Raw genomic sequence first — 15,489 nt, 5'->3', positions numbered from 1 at the left:
GGCTACTGATACCAGTCGTCGCCTTCGGACGAGAGGGAACGGTTCAGGTAGTCGTGCAGATCGCGGGCCACCCACCGGCGACTGTCGTCCTCGTGCTCCCACACGAAGACGTCGTGCCGCCCGTCGGGAACGCGTACGAAGGCGAACTGGTCGCCGCCGCCGTTGTCGCCGAAGAAGAGCAGCGGTTCGAACGGCATGTAGAGGTCGACAAAGGTCGGTTCCGACCAGAAGGACAGGTTGTCCTCGACGATCCTTTCCAGGGGCCAGACGGTGGCGAGTGCGTAGGGGCCGCTGATGCCGTTCGTCTCCTGGAGCAGATCCGTGAGGGCGTCGGGGATCCGTCGCCCGAGCCTCCGCTCCGCCGCGCGGAGGGACGGCCGATCGACGGGGTCGGCGAACTTGGCCTCGGGGAAGGCTCGTTGGGCCGCTTCTTTCCACATGGGTGCAGAGTGGGCGGGGCTCAGTCCCGCAGATCCACCCGCACCGTCAGCAGGTTCGACCCCATCGCCTTCACCGCCGCGCTGTTGAAACGCGGCAGGGTGCGCAGGCGGGCGCGGGGGTCGTCGTCGGGGAGGAGGTGGGCCGTGCCGGTGTGCCAGCGGCCCATGATCCGTACCCGGACCTGCGGGTTCGCCTTGATGTTGCGGACGTAGTGGGAGAGTTCGCCGAACTCCGAGACCAGCCAGAAGGTGTCGCCGACCCGACGGCCGCCGAGCGGGGTGCGGCGCGGCAGGCCGGAGACGCGGCCGGTGGTCTCCAGGACGGTCTGGGTGGGGAGGCGGCGGGTGACCGCGTTCAGGGCGCGCTGGATGCGGCTGACGGAGCGGTACTTGGACTCGGGGGTGCTCGGCATCGGTTTCCGGTTCTCCTGTCGACTGGGTGGCGGTGGCCGGTGGCGGTACAGCTCCTGGGGAGCCTCTCACGGCCCCCGGCGCCCGCCCTCGGGTCATCGTCCGGCGGTGCCCAGGAAGATCGGATTCGTGAACGCGGCCAGCGCCCCGGGGAGCGGGCCGGCCGCCGTCTCGTGCCTCAACTCGGCCCGTACGTAGGCCGCGTAGGCCGGAGTCGTCCGCCATTCCACGGTGCCCGTGCCCCCGACCGGCAGCGCTTCGCCGGTGAGCAGCGTGCCTTGGTCGGTCACGAGGCGGACGGTGCAGCGTGGGGCGCCGGTCACCTCCAGGCGGACGGTGACGGCGGCGTCCCGGGCGATCTCCAACCGTTCGCCGATACCGGCGTGTTCGCCCTTCGGCCCCGTCGCCGTGAAGGCCAGCGACACGCTCTTCGACTCGGCGACATAGGAACGCCCCGCCCGAATGCCGTCCTGGATCGCCTCCCTCGTCAAGTCGTCGGCCAGGACGACGGTTTGGGGCAGGCCGACCGCGTCCGGGTCGCGGTGGGCGTCGCTGTTGCCCATCGCCGGGAGCCACTCCCGGTTCTCCCGCACCGAGGCCACCAGCGTCGCGTCCCAGGAGGCGAGGGCCACCTCGTCGTCGGGCGTGTAGGGACCGTTCCACACCTCGACCGCGTCCGCCTCGCCGAAGCCGAACTTCCAGGCGCAGCCGATGCAGGTGGCGTGCGGATGCGCGGGGACGACCAGGCCGCCGGCCCGGCGGATCTCGCGGGCGAACCGGCCGAAACGGTTGTCGCGGGCCCGGTAGCGCCAGTCGACGAAGGTGCCGGGTTCGGTGCCGAGGGCGACGACATGACCGTTGCGGGTCGTGACCTCCTCACCCAGCATGATCAGCAGGTCGTCGCCCGCCTCCGAGGCCCAATGGGGGTGCGAGGAGTGCGTGTTGTGCTCGGACGTGTTGATGAAGTCCAGGCCCGCCGCCCGCGCCAGCGCCGCGATCTCCGCGGGGGTGCGGCGCCCGTCCGAGTACCAGGAGTGCAGATGGCAGTCACCCCGGTACCAGGCCCGGCCCCGGCCCTTCGCCCGCTCCGGCGGATACACCGGCCGCGGGGCGGCGCCCGGTTCGCCGTAGGTGAGCGTGATCGTGAGCTCGTACGACAGTCCCTGCGGGGACACCGTGTAGGGGCCCAGCGCGATGTGCCAGGTGCCGGCGTCCACCGGGCCGGGGAGGTAGCCGGGCGTCGCGTCGTCGGCGCGGAGGAAGAACTCCGTGCGCGCCCCGCCCGACCAGCCCCGGAAACCCCGGCCGCCGAGTCCGGTGCCGTGCTGGTCGAAGACACCGATGTCGAGGGCGTTGCCCTGGGTGCCGGCCGGGACGGACGGTCTGTCGTAGGTGTACGCCACCTTGAACTCGCGTACCCCCGCCGGGACCTCGACGGGGACGTACACATAGTCGGGCGAGCCGGTCGGGAGGGTGCCCCGGACGGTCCGCGTCTCCTGGGCACCGCTTGCAGGGGTTGTCGCGCCGCTTGCGAAGGTCACACTTCCCAACGTAAGCGCGGCGGTGGCGCCCGTCACGATCAGTGCACGTCGGTCGAGGCCGTTTCCGTGATCGTCGTCGCACATGCTGCTGCTCCCGGGGTGTCGTGAGTGACGGGGACGGTGCAGAGGTGACCCGTACGACTCTGATAGTCGGCTGTGAACTCCCGGGCAAGGAAAGGGAATCGGCGGGTGACGGGAAACCGGAGCCGGTGCGGGGAGGGCGGAGCGCTCCCCTGGCCAGTGACACCGTGTAACGACCTGACCGGCCGGAACGAATCGGGCGCCCCTCTTTGGCCTGATCACACCGATCGTATGCTCGAAGGATGACGACACCCGCGAGCTCCGGAACCGGCCCGACCGAGAACTCCATGCGTCGCGCCCTCAAACGCGCCCGTGACGGCGTCGCCCTCGACGTGACGGAAGCGGCGGTGCTGCTCCAGGCCCGCGGCGAGGCCCTGGACGACCTCACCGCGTCCGCCGCCCGGGTGCGCGACGCGGGCCTGACGGCGGCCGGCCGCCCCGGTGTGATCACGTACTCGAAGAGCGTCTTCATCCCCCTCACCCGCCTGTGCCGCGACAAGTGCCACTACTGCACCTTCGTCACCGTCCCCGGCAAACTCCGCCGCGCCGGCCACGGCATGTTCATGTCCCCGGACGAGGTCCTCGACATCGCCCGCAAGGGCGCGGCCCTCGGCTGCAAGGAAGCCCTGATCACCCTCGGCGACAAGCCCGAGGACCGCTGGCCGGAAGCACGCGAGTGGCTCGACGCGCACGGCTACGACGACACCATCGCCTACGTCCGCGCCATCTCCATCCGCATCCTGGAGGAGACGGGCCTGCTGCCCCACCTCAACCCCGGCGTGATGACATGGACGGACTTCCAGCGCCTCAAGCCGGTGGCTCCGAGCATGGGCATGATGCTGGAGACGACCGCGACCCGGCTCTGGTCCGAGCCCGGCGCCCCGCACTACGGCTCCCCGGACAAGGAACCCGCCGTACGCCTACGGGTGTTGGAGGACGCGGGCCGCTCCTCCGTCCCCTTCACGTCCGGGATCCTGATCGGCATCGGCGAGACGTACGAGGAGCGCGCGGACTCCCTCTTCGCGCTGCGGAAGGTGTCGAGGGCCTACCACGGCATCCAGGAACTCATCATCCAGAACTTCCGCGCCAAGCCGGACACGGCGATGCGCGGCATGCCGGACGCGGAGTTGGACGAGTTGGTGGCGACGGTCGCGGTGGCCCGCCACATCATGGGCCCGTCGGCCTGCCTCCAGGCACCGCCCAACCTCGTGGACTCCGAGTACAAACGCCTGATCGGCGCGGGCATCGACGACTGGGGCGGGGTGTCCCCTCTCACCATCGACCATGTGAACCCCGAACGCCCTTGGCCGCAGATCGAGTTGCTGCGCGAACAGTCGGCGGAGGCGGGCTTCGAACTCCGCGAACGGCTCTGCGTCTACCCCGAGTTCGTGGGCCGCGGCGAACCCTGGCTGGACCCACGGCTGCTGCCCCACGTACGGGCCCTGGCCGACCCGGAGACGGGACTGGCGCGTGCGGACGCGGTCGTGGAGGGCCACGCCTGGCAGGAACCGGAGGAGGCGTTCGTGTCCTCCGGCCGTACGGATCTGCACGCGTCGATCGACACGCAGGGCCGTACGTCCGATCGCCGGGACGACTTCGACGAGGTCTACGGCGACTGGGCCGCCCTGCGCGAGGCGGCGGCGCCCGGCATGGTGCCCGAGCGCATCGACACGGACGTACGGCAGGCACTGGCGACGGCGGCCGACGACCCCACGAAGCTGACCGACGCGGAGGCCCTCGCCCTGCTGCACGCGGACGGCCCGGCGCTCGACGCGCTGACCCGGATCGCGGACGACGTACGGAAGTCGACGGTCGGTGACGAGGTGACGTACATCGTCACGCGGAACATCAACTTCACCAACGTCTGCTACACGGGCTGCCGCTTCTGCGCCTTCGCGCAACGCCGTACGGACGCGGACGCGTACACGCTGTCGCTGGACCAGGTGGCCGACCGCGCCCAACAGGCCTGGGAAGTAGGGGCGGTCGAGGTCTGCATGCAGGGCGGTATCCACCCCGACCTGCCCGGCACGGCGTACTTCGACATCGCGAAGGCGGTGAAGGAGCGGGTTCCCGGGATGCACGTCCACGCGTTCTCCCCGATGGAGGTGGTGAACGGCGCGACGCGCACCGGCCTTTCGATCCGCGAGTGGCTGACGGCCGCGAAGGAGGCGGGCCTCGACACCATCCCCGGCACGGCGGCGGAGATCCTCGACGACGAGGTCCGCTGGGTCCTCACCAAGGGCAAGCTGCCGACGGCGACCTGGATCGAAGTCGTCACCACGGCACACGAGTTGGGCATCCGGTCGAGCTCGACGATGATGTACGGCCATGTGGACCAGCCCAGGCACTGGCTGGGACATCTGCGGACCCTGGCCTCCGTCCAGCAACGCACGGGCGGTTTCACGGAGTTCGTGACGCTGCCGTTCATCCACACGAACGCTCCGGTGTACTTGGCGGGGATCGCGAGGCCGGGCCCGACGATGAGGGACAACAGGGCGGTAGTGGCGATGGCGAGGTTGTTGCTCCACCCCCACATCCCCAACATCCAGACGAGCTGGGTGAAGCTGGGCTCGGAGGGCGCGGCGGAGATGCTGCGCTCCGGGGCGAACGACCTCGGCGGCACGCTGATGGAGGAGACGATCTCGCGGATGGCGGGTTCGTCGTACGGCTCGTACAAGTCGGTACGCGATCTGGTCGCCGTGGCGGAACTGGCGGGCCGCCCGGCAAGACCGCGCACGACGCTGTACGGCGAAGTGCCGGAGGAGCGCCAGCGGGCGGCGGCGGTGTCGGACGGACACCTGCCGGAGCTGCTGCCGGTGCTGGACTGAGGGGACGGTCGCCCGGATGGGGGCCGGTACGATGATCCGACCCCTGTTCGATAGGGATGTGGGGGCTGTGTAGCTGAGGAGATGCGTGCCGTGCCTGCCTCGAAGGTCTGGGTGACCGGTTTGACGGTGGGAGCGATCGCCGCGGTCACGGTCCTGGCCGTCCAGGCCAACAAGGGGCCGCACCCGAAGGCGGCCGCCGCCCGCCCGAGCGCCTCGGCGTCCGCGCACGCGTCCACGTCCCCCAAGCCGCACGCGACGGCCGCCGCGGTACCCGCCTCCTCCGGCACCGGGCGCCGCATCGTCTACGCGCTCGGCCAGAAACGGGTCTGGCTGGTCGACGCGAGCGACAAGGCGGGCCGCACCTTCCCGGTCTGGCCCGGCACGGTGAGCCCCGACCCCGGCACCTACACGGTGTCCGTCCGCAAGGACGCCACGACGGGCTCCGACGGCGTCCAGATCGAGAACATCGTCTACTTCGCCACCAAGTCCGGTCTCAACATCGCCTTCTCCAACGCGGTCGACGGCTCCTCACCGCCAGCGGCCGCCGGCAAACAGACGGGCGGGGTGCGCATGGGCAAGGCGGACGGGGCGGCGCTGTGGACGTTCGGGACGACGAGCACGAGAGTGATCGTGGTCAAGTAGGCCCAACGAGTGCTGTGCATCAGGGAGTTGCTGGTCGCGGGAACACGTCTGTCGCACGAACCGGCACACGATCTTCACGCCCATATCAATGGGTGCGTATGCCGAAATGCTGCAAACTTCTCCGACGATCACCCATCTGTCAAAGGAACACGCACATATGAACAACACAACGGGGAAGGCGCTGCTCGTCGGCGCAACGGCGGCCTTGGTCTCCTCGCTCGTCGCATCGCCCGCTTCGGCGGCGACGACGACGGTCAACTTCGTAGCGTGCCGTCACAATCCGACCTACTGCATCAATGGTGACAAGACGTACACCAAGGGCACCTCGACGCGGATCGTGGACGCCATCGGCGGGGACAGGGAGACCGGTGTCAAGCGCACCGGGACCTACTACGCGCGCTGGACCTACAAGAAGCCGGGCGGCAAGACCAAGGTCGGCGCCGGCTGGAAGAAGGCCACGGTCAGAAAGATCGACGGCATCTACTCCGCCTACGCAGGCTGGGGCCACGCCGACGGCAAGGGGCTGAAGGTCCCCAAGAACACTGTCGTCTGCGTGCAGTACAAGGGCAACAGCTTCAAGGTGTGCGAGAAGCTCACGTAGTCCCGCGCCCCTTCACGCTGATCCGCATCGGCGGCAGCCGGTGCCGGGCGATTTCCTCGGAGTCGCCCGGCACGCCGCGCCCGCCGCGCACGATGACTTGCGCGGTCCTTTCGCCCCAGGCTCAGCGGCCGGCGAACGCCACGAACTCGGCCCACGAGGCATCCGCGAAGGCGAGTTGAGCGCGTTGCGTGTTCTTGGAGTCGCGTACGTGGACGGTGGCGTGGGCTGGGGCTACGGCGACCTCGACGCAGTCAGGCTCGTCGTTGCCGCTGTAACTGCTCTTGAACCACACCAAGGTTGAGGAGGTCATGTCTCTTCTCCCGGCACTTTCTTGATGAACGCCAGCGACTCCCGGGGCGAGAGAGCCTGCGCTCGGATCATCCCATAGCGCATTTCCAGGATCTGGACCTCCCGAGGAGTGCTGATCACCCGGCTGTGCAACTCGGCCGCCGAGTACCCCAGTGTCTTTCCGTCCCGGAGTTTCAGCACACGGAACGAGCCGCTCACACTCGCGTGGCCCTCCCGGTCCGTGGGCATCACCTGGATCTCCACGTGCCGCAACTTGCCTACCTCCAGTAGGTGTTCAAGCTGTTGCCGCTGCACCATTCTGCCCCCGACCGGTCGTCGCAGGGTCGACTCCTCCTGGACGAAGGTGATCAACGCCCGAGGCGTGCGCTCGAAGACCTCTTTGCGCGCCATACGGGCGGCCACGAGACGTTCGATCTCCTCTTCCGTGTATGCGGGGCGCCGCATCTCGTACAACGCCTGTGCGTACTCCGGTGTTGGGAGCAGACCGTGGATGTGCAGGGCGGTGTAGGCCCCCATTTCCACGGCCTCGTCCTCCAGGTTCTTCAGGTCGCGAACCTTCTTCGGGTAGCGCGCTTGCTCCACGTCCTCCTTCATCGCGGAGATCTTCCCGCCCGCCCCCGACACCTCGTCCGCCTTGTCGAGGAACTCCGGCTTGGCGGCCCGTCGCCCCCGCTCCACCGAGGACACCATCTCCTCGCTGTACCCGATCCTCACCCCGAACTCCGCCTGCGACAGCCCGGCGGCCTCCCGCCACATCTTGATCTGACGGCCGACCGCCTTCAGTACGGCCATGGCCTCTTCGTCGTCCACACCGCCACCTTCCGCACACGAGCCGGACGACCCCGGACCGCACCCGGACAGTCGCGCTCCGTACCGACATGAATGCTGTTCAGGGTAGACAGGAGTGACCACGCTGAGTGATGTGAACGAAGAAATCATCCAAGCCGCGCCCCTGGTAGGGCACTTCACCGTCCTGTTGTCCGCGACCCGGCGGGGAGCCCGCTTGGCCCGTCTCCTCACGGAACGTCAACTCGCCGACTGGGGACTGCCGTCCGAGGCGGCGGAGCACGTCGTCGCCGAACTCGCCGCGAATGCCGTCGTGCACGGGCGCGTGCCGGGCCGCGACTTCAGACTGGCGCTACGGCTCGACGCGCACGGCACGCTCCGTATCGAGGTGACGGACGCTCGGGGCGACCGGGTCCCGCATGTCCCGAACTCGGCCTCGGCGTACGCGGACCGTTGGGGTGTTGATGAGGCACTCGCCCCCTGCAGGACCGTGTGGGCCGAACTCGTGCCGGGTCAGGTGGATCCGTGACCCGGACGAGCGTGTTGATGATGAGGTCTGTCACCAGTTGCTGTTGGGCCACTCGCTTCTTTGCCAGTGTCGTGCTTCCGCCCGATTGAGAAGCGAGCGAGCGGCCCGGAGGGAGCGCGTCCCCGCCTCGCCTGCACGCCGCGTCGGCTCAGCGGCCAACCCCCGGTGGGGACACCCGCAAGAGGCGGGATGAGGAATGGGGGATGGATGGAGACTCCGGGCCGGTCGTCGGCAACTGGCGGCGGTACACCCCTCTGGACTGTGGGGTCATTTCTAACCTGTCATGGGGCCAGTCAGCGGTTAGTCTGACCCACACACCTTCCAGCACCCCCACCCATCCATCCACCCACTCGCGGTTGGCCGCTGAACCGGCCCGGCGTGCAGACGAGACGCGGACGCGCCCCCGCCGCACCGGCCAGCGACACAGCTCAGGCATGGGCCCTCCTGCCCAGGCCACCCGTCCTTCCGGGCCGCTCGCTCGCTTCTCGAACGGGCTGGAGCGGGCCGAGTCAAGGGTGGCCCGCAGGGCCATCGCCGAAGGCGACGCGTAGCGCCCTTTACTCGGGCCGTGGAAGCCCGACACTGGCAAAGAAGCGAGTGGCCCAACGGCACTATCGAAAACGCAGGCCGGTCCAACTCCCCGCATACCGATCCACCCCCTCAACCCACCGTCCCCGTTCGATTACAGTGCTGAACTGACTCGTACGTACGGACGGAGCCCGGAGGAGGTCTTGGTGGGTACGGCAGTCGGGGCCGTCTGGGGCCGGGTCGAGCAGCAGGACTTTCGTAGCCGGGTGCGGGGGACCCTGCTGGGGGCCGCCGTGGGGGACGCGCTCGGCTCGCCCGTCGACCTGTTGGCGATCGACGAGATCCGGGAGGCCTACGGCGCGGAGGGCGTCGTGGATCTCGTCTTCGGGTACGGGCGGCGCGGCGCCGTCACGCATCTCACGCAGCTCACCCTCTTCACCGTCGACGGGCTGATCCGGGCGCAGGTCAGACGGGACACCGGTGCCTGGCATCCGCCCACCGATCTGCACCGGGCCTACCTGCGGTGGGCCGCCACCCAGCACGACTGGGGACCCGACGAGCGTCGTAAGGACGACGGGTGGCTCGCACGCGAGGAGTGGCTCTACGCGCGGCGCGATCCGACTCGGGCCTGTCTGCTGGGATTTGGGGACGAGCGGATGGGGACGCTCGACGCGCCCAAGAATCCCGGTGAGGTCGGGGGCGAGGCGGCGGCCCGTTCCGCGCCCTTCGGGCTGCTCGTCGGGTGGGAGCCGCAGCTTGTGATGCAGCTCGCCGTCGAATGCGCGGCGCAGACTCATGGGCATCCCATCGGGTACCTGGCGGCCGGTGCCTACGCCGTCATCGTGCACGGGCTGGCCCGGGGGGAGAGCCTCGACGCCGCCGTGCAGCGGGCGCTCGCGCTGCTTGCCGCCCGGCCCGGGCATCAGGCCGTCTCCGATGGGCTTCAGCGCGCCCTCGGTGCCGTACGGCAGGGGATGCCCACCTCCGGGCGGGTCGAGGAACTCGTGGGGGACGGGAGCGCGGAGGGGGTGCTCGCCGGGGCCGTGTACTGCGCGCTCGTCGGTGAGGACGTACGGCACGGGATGTGTCTCGCAGTGAATCACGGCGGGCCCTCCGGGGTCGCCGGGGCGCTCACCGGTGGGCTGCTGGGGGCCCTGTACGGCGAGACGGCCCTCCCACCAGCCTGGCTGGCCGAACTGGAGGGCCGTCCCACGCTGCTCGTGCTCGCGGACGACTTCGCCGTGGAGATGACCCAGGGGCCCGCGTTGCACGGGCCCGCCGGGTCCTCTCCGGGCTGGATCGCCCGGTATCCCCGAGGGGCGTGACCCGACGGACTACGACTGGCTGCCCACCACGTCGTCGCCCGCCCCGGCCTGCGCCGGTACCGCGACCGCCGCCGCCTCGCCGTCGTCGTCCCCGCCCCCGTTGATCTTCTCGATCAGCGCGTCCCGTTCCGGGGTGTCCTCGGGCTTCACATAGCCGATGAAGATGTAGAGGACGAGCGACACCGCGAGCGGTATCGACACCTGGTACTGGAGCGGCACCCCGCCGTCGATCTCCCAGTTGATCGGGTAGTTGACCAGCCAGAAGGCGAACAGGCCCGCCGCCCAGCTCGTCAGCGCCGCCGTGGGACCGGACTTGCGGAAGGGGCGCAGCAGGCCCAGCATCATCGGGATCGCGATCGGGCCCATCAGGCCCGCGACCCACTTGATGACGACGGTGATGATGTCCTTGAACGTGGGCGAGTTGATCTGCGTCGCCACCGCCATCGACAGGCCGAGGAAGACGACCGTCGTCACCCGGGCCGCGATCAGCCCCGAACGGTCCGTCCACGCACGGGCCTTGGCCGATACGACCGGTGCAACGTCCCTCGTGAACACGGCCGCGATCGCGTTCGCGTCGGACGAGCACATGGCCATGGTGTGGGAGAAGAAGCCGACCACGACCAGGCCCAACAGGCCGTGCGGCAGCAGCTGTTCGGTCATCAGGCCGTACGAGTCGGAGCCGTCCGGCTTCTGTGCGTGCACCAGGAGCGGCGACATCCACATGGGGAAGAACAGGACCGTCGGCCAGATCAGCCACAGCGCCGACGACAGCCGGGCCGAACGCTCGGCCTCGTGGGGGCTCTTGGTGGCCATGTAGCGCTGGGCCTGGTTGAGCATGCCGCCGTTGTACTCGAAGAGCTTGATGAAGAGGAACGCGAGGAGGAACACCGTGCCGTAGGGGCCGACGAGCGGTTTGCCGTGGCCCTGCAGCGCCGGTTCGTCCCAGGCGCCGAGGAATCCGATGCCCTTGTCGTTCAACTTCAGTACGACGGCCACGAACATGGAGATGCCGGCGAGCAACTGGATGACGAACTGGCCGAGTTCGGTCAGCGCGTCCGCCCACAGGCCGCCGATCGTGCAGTAGACGGCTGTGATCGCGCCGGTGACGAGGATGCCCTGGTTGAGGGACACACCGGTGAAGACGGACAACAGGGTTGCGATCGCCGCCCACTTGGCCGCCACGTCCACGATCTTCAGCAGCATCCCGGACCAGGCGAGCGCCTGTTGGGTGCGCAGGTTGTAGCGGTTCTTCAGGTACTCAAGCGGGGAAGCCACATGGAGCCGGGAGCGCAGCCGGTTGATGCGCGGCGCGAACAGCTTGGAGCCGATGGCGATGCCCAGGGCGATCGGGAACGACCAGGTGATGAAGGAGGTGATGCCGTAGGTGTAGGCGATGCCCGCGTAGCCGGTGAACATGACCGCGCTGTAGCCCGACATGTGGTGCGAGATGCCGGACAGCCACCAGGGCATCTTGCCGCCGGCGGTGAAGAAGTCGCTCACGTTGTCGACACGCTTGTGCGACCACACGCCGATGGCCACCATCACGCCGAAATAGCCGACGAGTACGGCCCAGTCGAGCCCGTTCATATGCGCCCTCCCACGATTGAGCCGGTTCAGCCCGGGGCTCATCGTGGGCGGTCGTGCGTGAGCACGACAAGTAAGCGCACGGTCAAGGGCGAGTAAAATCGTTCGGATTGATGTTCCGTGTTCACCTACATGAACTCATCGCATCAGCTCCCCGGCGTTGACCAGCAACGACTGTCCGGTGATCGCCCGCGCCCGTTCCGACGCCAGGAACACCGCCGCGTCCGCCACATCCCCGTCCGTCGCCAGCTCCGGCAGCGCCATCCGGTCCGACAGCCGCTTCAGCACCTCCGCCTCCGGCACCTTCTCCGTGTGCGCGGTGAACTGCACGTACGCCTCCACCGGCGGCCCCCACATCCACCCCGGCAGCACGGTGTTCACCCGGATCCGGTACGGCCCCAACTCCCTTGCCAGCGAGTACATCGCGCTCGTCAGCGCCCCCTTCGACGCCGCGTACGCCGCCTGCCGCACCTGCGAGGGCGCGGCCACCGCCGACTGCGTCCCGATGAAGACGACCGAGCCGCCGCCCGCCTCCTTCAGCGAGGGCAGGCACGCCCGGGTCATCCGCAGCGTCCCCAGCAGGTTCACGTCGAGCACCGATTGCCAGGTGGCGAAGTCCGCGTCCTCGATCCCGCCGAAGTAGCTGTCCCACGCGGCCACATGGACCACCGCGTCGATCCGCCCGAACCGCTCCCGCGCCACCTCCGCGAGCGCCTCGCACTGCGCCTCGTCCGTGATGTCCGTCGACCGGTACGCCGTGTGCGACCCGTCGGGGTCGATCTCGGCGGCCGACTTGGCGAGATGCGACTCCGTGCGCGCGCCGAGCACGGCGTTGCCTCCGTCCCGTACGACGGCGGCGGCGACCTGGTGGCCGAGTCCGGCCCCGACCCCCGAGACGACGACGGTCTTGCCCGCGAGCAGCGACATCCGATCCCTCCCGGGGTCTGGCGATTTATCTGACGGGGCGTCAGAGTATGGGCGACCGGCGGAGGACGGAAGGGGAGCGACGTGAGCGAGGACACCCGGAGCGACGTGTACGCCGAGCTGGCCGCCGTAGGACCGTACGGAGTCCGGCCGGGCCACGCGCTGATCACCATGGTCGAACCGCATCCCGGCCACGAGTACGCCTACAACCGCTGGTACGAGGACGACCACTACTACGCCGGCGCGATGGCCATGCCCTGGATGTACGCCGGCCGCCGCTGGGTCGCCACCCGCGACCTCCAACTCCTGCGCCACCCCGAGAAGTCGGCGATCGCCCAGCCCGTCACCGCCGGCTGCTACCTCTCCACGTACTGGGTCACCGAGGGCCGTTACGACGACCACATGAAGTGGACCGTCGGCATCAACAAACGGCTGAATCGCGACGGGCGGGTCTACCAGGACCGTACGCACGTCTTCACCGCGTTCCAGGACCACGAGGCGACCGTGTACCGCGACGGCGCGGCCGGGCCGAGGGACTTCCACGCCCTCGACCACCCTTACGCCGGGCTGGTGTTGGAGGTCGTCGACAGCGAATCGGCCGAGCAGCGCGCCGAGTTGCTGGAGTGGCTCCGCTCCCGGCACCTCCCCAAGCGGCTCGCGGGCTCCCCGGCCGCGATGGTGACCGTGTTCCGTCCCACCCCGCTGCCGGGCGACCGCATGACCTACGTCAAGCAGGTCGAGGGGGTCGACACCCGGCTGACGCTGCTGTGGTTCCTGGAGGCGGATCCGCGGGACTGCTGGGAGGAGTACTTCACGGGACTGGACACGGCCGTGGCCGAATCGGGCCTGGGGACGGTCGAGTTGGTGGCGCCGTTCATCCCCACGGTGCCGGGCACGGACAGGTATGTGGACCGGCTTCGGTGATCTCTTCGACGCCCGTCACTTTCAGCCCGTTGGGGGTCCCCCCTCTGGGGGAGTTTGCGGACGAGGCCGTTCAGGCCGATGAACGCTCACTTCAACTCGTCCGGACACGGAGTGCCTCGCGGCAACTGGTAGGGCGCCGCCAGCCTGTACGTCCCCGCCTTCGGCGCCAGCAGCATCGTCCACTTGTCGCCCTTGGAGTCCTCCTCGGTCTCCATCAGGCAGCCGTTGAGGTTGTCGTACGTCTTCGGGGTGCCCTCGGCGCGATGCTTCGACGCGTCGGTCTCCTGCGGCGGCTTGAGGCTCTTGCCCTTCGCGTCGACGACGCTCAGCCACGGCGAGTACGGGATCCGGATCAGGATCCGGCCCTTCTTCTTCACCTCGATGGTCAGCTCGCCCTGCTCGGCCCGGTCGACGACCGCGTTCGGCTCGGCTAGCGGTGTCGGGTCGGTGACCTGGAACAGCTGCCAGTTCGTGTCGCCCCAGACCTGCTTCAGATACGGCATCCCGCGCTGGACCAGGTCCCGTTCGCGCTCGCCGCCGTCGCCGTCCAGCTTGTCCTTCGGCAGGACGACGTAGTGGACGGCCCAGCGCTGGAGCCACTCGTGGTAGTTCGCCGAGTTGAGGGTGTCGTCGTAGAAGAGGGGGTTGCGCTCCATGTCGGCCTGGCGGTTCCAGCCGCGGGCCAGGTTGACGTAGGGCGCGAGCGCGGAGGCCTCGATGTGGGAGGCGGCCGGGACGACCTCGACCCGGCCGCGCTCGGCGCCGACCTCCTGGAGTTCGTTGACCAGCGGGGCGAGTTCGTGCGACCAGGACGCGGCGGGCGCGGTGTTGACGACGTCGTCGACCGACTTGAAGCCGATCCAGCCGGTGAAGCCGATGAAGGCCAGCACGATCGTGTACCACTTGCGCGAGCGGGGCGTCACGAACGGCAGCGCGGCGATCAGGGCCACGCCGGCGAACAGCATCGCCAGCCGGCTGATGTTCGAGCCGATCTGCGAACTGACCAGCCAGACCAGGATGACCCCGATGCTGTACACGGCCGCCGTGATCCGTACGGTGATCCACTCGCGCGGCACCAGGAAGTAGACGAGGACCCCGGACGCCAGCGGAAGGATCATCGAGCCGAACAGCATCGGCTGGGTGCCGGAGAACGGGAACAGCCAGGCGGACACGGCCACCACGGCCGCGGGCGCGAGGCCGAGCGCCCAGGCGCCGGGCCGCCGCTTCTGCAGGAACAGGGCCACGGCGACCAGGCCCACGAACAGTCCGGCCACCGGCGAGGACATCGTCGCGAGCGCGGCCAGCGGGGCCGCGCACAGGGCCTTCGCCCAGCGTTTGTAGCGCCAGCGGTAGGGCCAGCAGAAGACGACGGCCACGGCGCCGAGCCCGAACACCATGCCCAGGCCGTACGTCACCCGGCCCGAGGCCGCGTTGCACAGCAGCGCGAAGACACCCGCGAGCGAGGCCCACAGCGGGTTCTTGACGGAGCGGCTGCGGATCAGGATCAGGGTGAGCAGGCCCGCCGAGATCGTCCCGGCGATCATCATCGTCGTACGGACACCGAGGACCGACATCAGATACGGCGAGACCACGCTGTACGACACCGGGTGCATGCCGCCGTACCAGGCGAGGTTGTACGCCGAGTCCGGGTGCCGGCCGACGAACTCCGCCCAGGCGTCCTGCGCCGCCAGATCGCCGCCACTGTTCGCGAACGTGAAGAACCAGACGATGTGCAGGACCCCGGAGAGCAGCGTGAAGCCGATCACCGGGTGGCGGAGGAAGGGTGCGCGGAGGCGGTCGACCAGACCCGCCCAGCGGGTGCTACCGCCAGGTGTCGCTTCGTGGTCCGTGTGCTGCGCGGGCAGGTGTATTCGCGGGCCGGCTACCGGGCCCGGATCGGCATCGTCGGCGCGTGTCGGCTCCGCTGTGGCCACCTGAAGGCACTCCCCGTGTCCCGTCTTCTGTTCCCGGCCGCGTCCCGTCCCGTTCCCGGCCTGTTCGACGCCGCGTCCCCTCGACCGGCGACGTGCCCCGAT

General features: G+C 69.3%; 14 protein-coding genes. 6 read left to right on the top strand and 8 right to left on the bottom strand.

Going from position 1 to position 15,489, the window contains the following annotated elements; translation table 11 throughout:
• Nucleotides 1–2 precede the first annotated feature (2 nt).
• From ACIBJH_RS04845 to ACIBJH_RS04835, 3 genes are all read right to left on the bottom strand, one after another.
• Entirely contained in the window at nucleotides 3–440 is a 438-nt protein-coding gene (locus ACIBJH_RS04845) for an SMI1/KNR4 family protein (protein ID WP_399115384.1), read from the bottom strand.
• A 20-nt stretch (nucleotides 441–460) separates the two neighbouring features.
• The gene (locus ACIBJH_RS04840) at nucleotides 461–853 is read right to left on the bottom strand and encodes a nitroreductase/quinone reductase family protein (protein ID WP_399115383.1); all 393 of its coding nucleotides are present in this window, start codon (nucleotides 851–853) and stop codon (nucleotides 461–463) included.
• A 93-nt stretch (nucleotides 854–946) separates the two neighbouring features.
• Nucleotides 947–2,476: a CehA/McbA family metallohydrolase gene (locus ACIBJH_RS04835; protein ID WP_399115382.1), complete on the bottom strand. Its 1,530-nt coding sequence runs from the start codon at nucleotides 2,474–2,476 to the stop codon at nucleotides 947–949.
• Between the two features lie 239 nt (nucleotides 2,477–2,715).
• Here ACIBJH_RS04835 and ACIBJH_RS04830 point away from each other — a divergent pair, with 239 nt between their 5' ends.
• The 3 genes from ACIBJH_RS04830 to ACIBJH_RS04820 all read left to right on the top strand — a co-directional run bounded on the left by ACIBJH_RS04830 (nucleotide 2,716) and on the right by ACIBJH_RS04820 (nucleotide 6,544).
• Entirely contained in the window at nucleotides 2,716–5,301 is a 2,586-nt protein-coding gene (locus ACIBJH_RS04830; RefSeq protein ID WP_399115381.1) for a bifunctional FO biosynthesis protein CofGH, read from the top strand.
• An 81-nt stretch (nucleotides 5,302–5,382) separates the two neighbouring features.
• Nucleotides 5,383–5,943, top strand: coding sequence for a hypothetical protein (locus tag ACIBJH_RS04825; protein WP_399115380.1), 561 nt, complete (start codon nucleotides 5,383–5,385; stop codon nucleotides 5,941–5,943).
• A gap of 157 nt (nucleotides 5,944–6,100) precedes the next feature.
• Nucleotides 6,101–6,544: a hypothetical protein gene (locus ACIBJH_RS04820; protein ID WP_399115379.1), complete on the top strand. Its 444-nt coding sequence runs from the start codon at nucleotides 6,101–6,103 to the stop codon at nucleotides 6,542–6,544.
• Nucleotides 6,545–6,665: 121 nt separating this feature from the next.
• Here ACIBJH_RS04820 and ACIBJH_RS04815 read toward each other — a convergent pair whose 3' ends face one another.
• Together ACIBJH_RS04815 and ACIBJH_RS04810 are read right to left on the bottom strand one after the other, a co-directional pair.
• Nucleotides 6,666–6,854, bottom strand: a complete 189-nt coding sequence (locus ACIBJH_RS04815; RefSeq protein WP_399115378.1) for a DUF397 domain-containing protein — start codon at nucleotides 6,852–6,854, stop codon at nucleotides 6,666–6,668.
• A complete protein-coding gene (locus ACIBJH_RS04810; protein WP_399115377.1) occupies nucleotides 6,851–7,663 on the bottom strand; it encodes a helix-turn-helix domain-containing protein in 813 nt (270 codons plus the stop codon). Before ACIBJH_RS04810 ends, ACIBJH_RS04815 begins: the two co-directional genes overlap by 4 nt.
• A 112-nt stretch (nucleotides 7,664–7,775) precedes the next feature.
• Here ACIBJH_RS04810 and ACIBJH_RS04805 point away from each other — a divergent pair, with 112 nt between their 5' ends.
• A complete protein-coding gene (locus ACIBJH_RS04805; RefSeq protein ID WP_399115376.1) occupies nucleotides 7,776–8,168 on the top strand; it encodes an ATP-binding protein in 393 nt (130 codons plus the stop codon).
• Between the two features lie 734 nt (nucleotides 8,169–8,902).
• Complete coding sequence (locus ACIBJH_RS04800) at nucleotides 8,903–10,021, top strand: ADP-ribosylglycohydrolase family protein (RefSeq protein ID WP_399115375.1); 1,119 nt, start codon at nucleotides 8,903–8,905, stop codon at nucleotides 10,019–10,021.
• A gap of 9 nt (nucleotides 10,022–10,030) precedes the next feature.
• Here ACIBJH_RS04800 and ACIBJH_RS04795 read toward each other — a convergent pair whose 3' ends face one another.
• Entirely contained in the window at nucleotides 10,031–11,608 is a 1,578-nt protein-coding gene (locus ACIBJH_RS04795; RefSeq protein ID WP_399115374.1) for a sodium:solute symporter family protein, read from the bottom strand.
• 135 nt (nucleotides 11,609–11,743) lie between these two features.
• Nucleotides 11,744–12,532, bottom strand: coding sequence for an SDR family oxidoreductase (locus ACIBJH_RS04790; protein ID WP_399115373.1), 789 nt, complete (start codon nucleotides 12,530–12,532; stop codon nucleotides 11,744–11,746).
• A gap of 81 nt (nucleotides 12,533–12,613) precedes the next feature.
• Between ACIBJH_RS04790 and ACIBJH_RS04785 the strand changes: the two genes are divergently transcribed.
• Complete coding sequence (locus ACIBJH_RS04785) at nucleotides 12,614–13,453, top strand: hypothetical protein (RefSeq protein WP_399115372.1); 840 nt, start codon at nucleotides 12,614–12,616, stop codon at nucleotides 13,451–13,453.
• 86 nt (nucleotides 13,454–13,539) lie between these two features.
• Here ACIBJH_RS04785 and ACIBJH_RS04780 read toward each other — a convergent pair whose 3' ends face one another.
• A complete protein-coding gene (locus ACIBJH_RS04780) occupies nucleotides 13,540–15,387 on the bottom strand; it encodes an MFS transporter (RefSeq protein ID WP_399115371.1) in 1,848 nt (615 codons plus the stop codon).
• Between the last annotated feature and the right edge of the window lie 102 nt (nucleotides 15,388–15,489).

Origin of the sequence: Streptomyces sp. NPDC050548, from assembly GCF_044457385.1 — a bacterium.
Lineage (GTDB): Bacteria > Actinomycetota > Actinomycetes > Streptomycetales > Streptomycetaceae > Streptomyces.
Note: the sequence above shows the minus strand (reverse complement) of the source record. Positions and strands in the feature narration are given on the sequence as shown.

What these genes read in the sequence shown, in the direction of transcription:
- ACIBJH_RS04820 (WP_399115379.1), top strand. Translation starts at nt 6,101, where the DNA reads ATGAACAACACAACGGGGAAGGCGCTGCTCGTCGGCGCAACGGCGGCC.
- ACIBJH_RS04790 (WP_399115373.1), bottom strand. Translation starts at nt 12,532, where the DNA reads ATGTCGCTGCTCGCGGGCAAGACCGTCGTCGTCTCGGGGGTCGGGGCC.
- ACIBJH_RS04845 (WP_399115384.1), bottom strand. Translation starts at nt 440, where the DNA reads ATGTGGAAAGAAGCGGCCCAACGAGCCTTCCCCGAGGCCAAGTTCGCC.
- ACIBJH_RS04815 (WP_399115378.1), bottom strand. Translation starts at nt 6,854, where the DNA reads ATGACCTCCTCAACCTTGGTGTGGTTCAAGAGCAGTTACAGCGGCAAC.
- ACIBJH_RS04825 (WP_399115380.1), top strand. Translation starts at nt 5,383, where the DNA reads ATGCGTGCCGTGCCTGCCTCGAAGGTCTGGGTGACCGGTTTGACGGTG.
- ACIBJH_RS04830 (WP_399115381.1), top strand. Translation starts at nt 2,716, where the DNA reads ATGACGACACCCGCGAGCTCCGGAACCGGCCCGACCGAGAACTCCATG.
- ACIBJH_RS04840 (WP_399115383.1), bottom strand. Translation starts at nt 853, where the DNA reads ATGCCGAGCACCCCCGAGTCCAAGTACCGCTCCGTCAGCCGCATCCAG.
- ACIBJH_RS04835 (WP_399115382.1), bottom strand. Translation starts at nt 2,476, where the DNA reads ATGTGCGACGACGATCACGGAAACGGCCTCGACCGACGTGCACTGATC.
- ACIBJH_RS04795 (WP_399115374.1), bottom strand. Translation starts at nt 11,608, where the DNA reads ATGAACGGGCTCGACTGGGCCGTACTCGTCGGCTATTTCGGCGTGATG.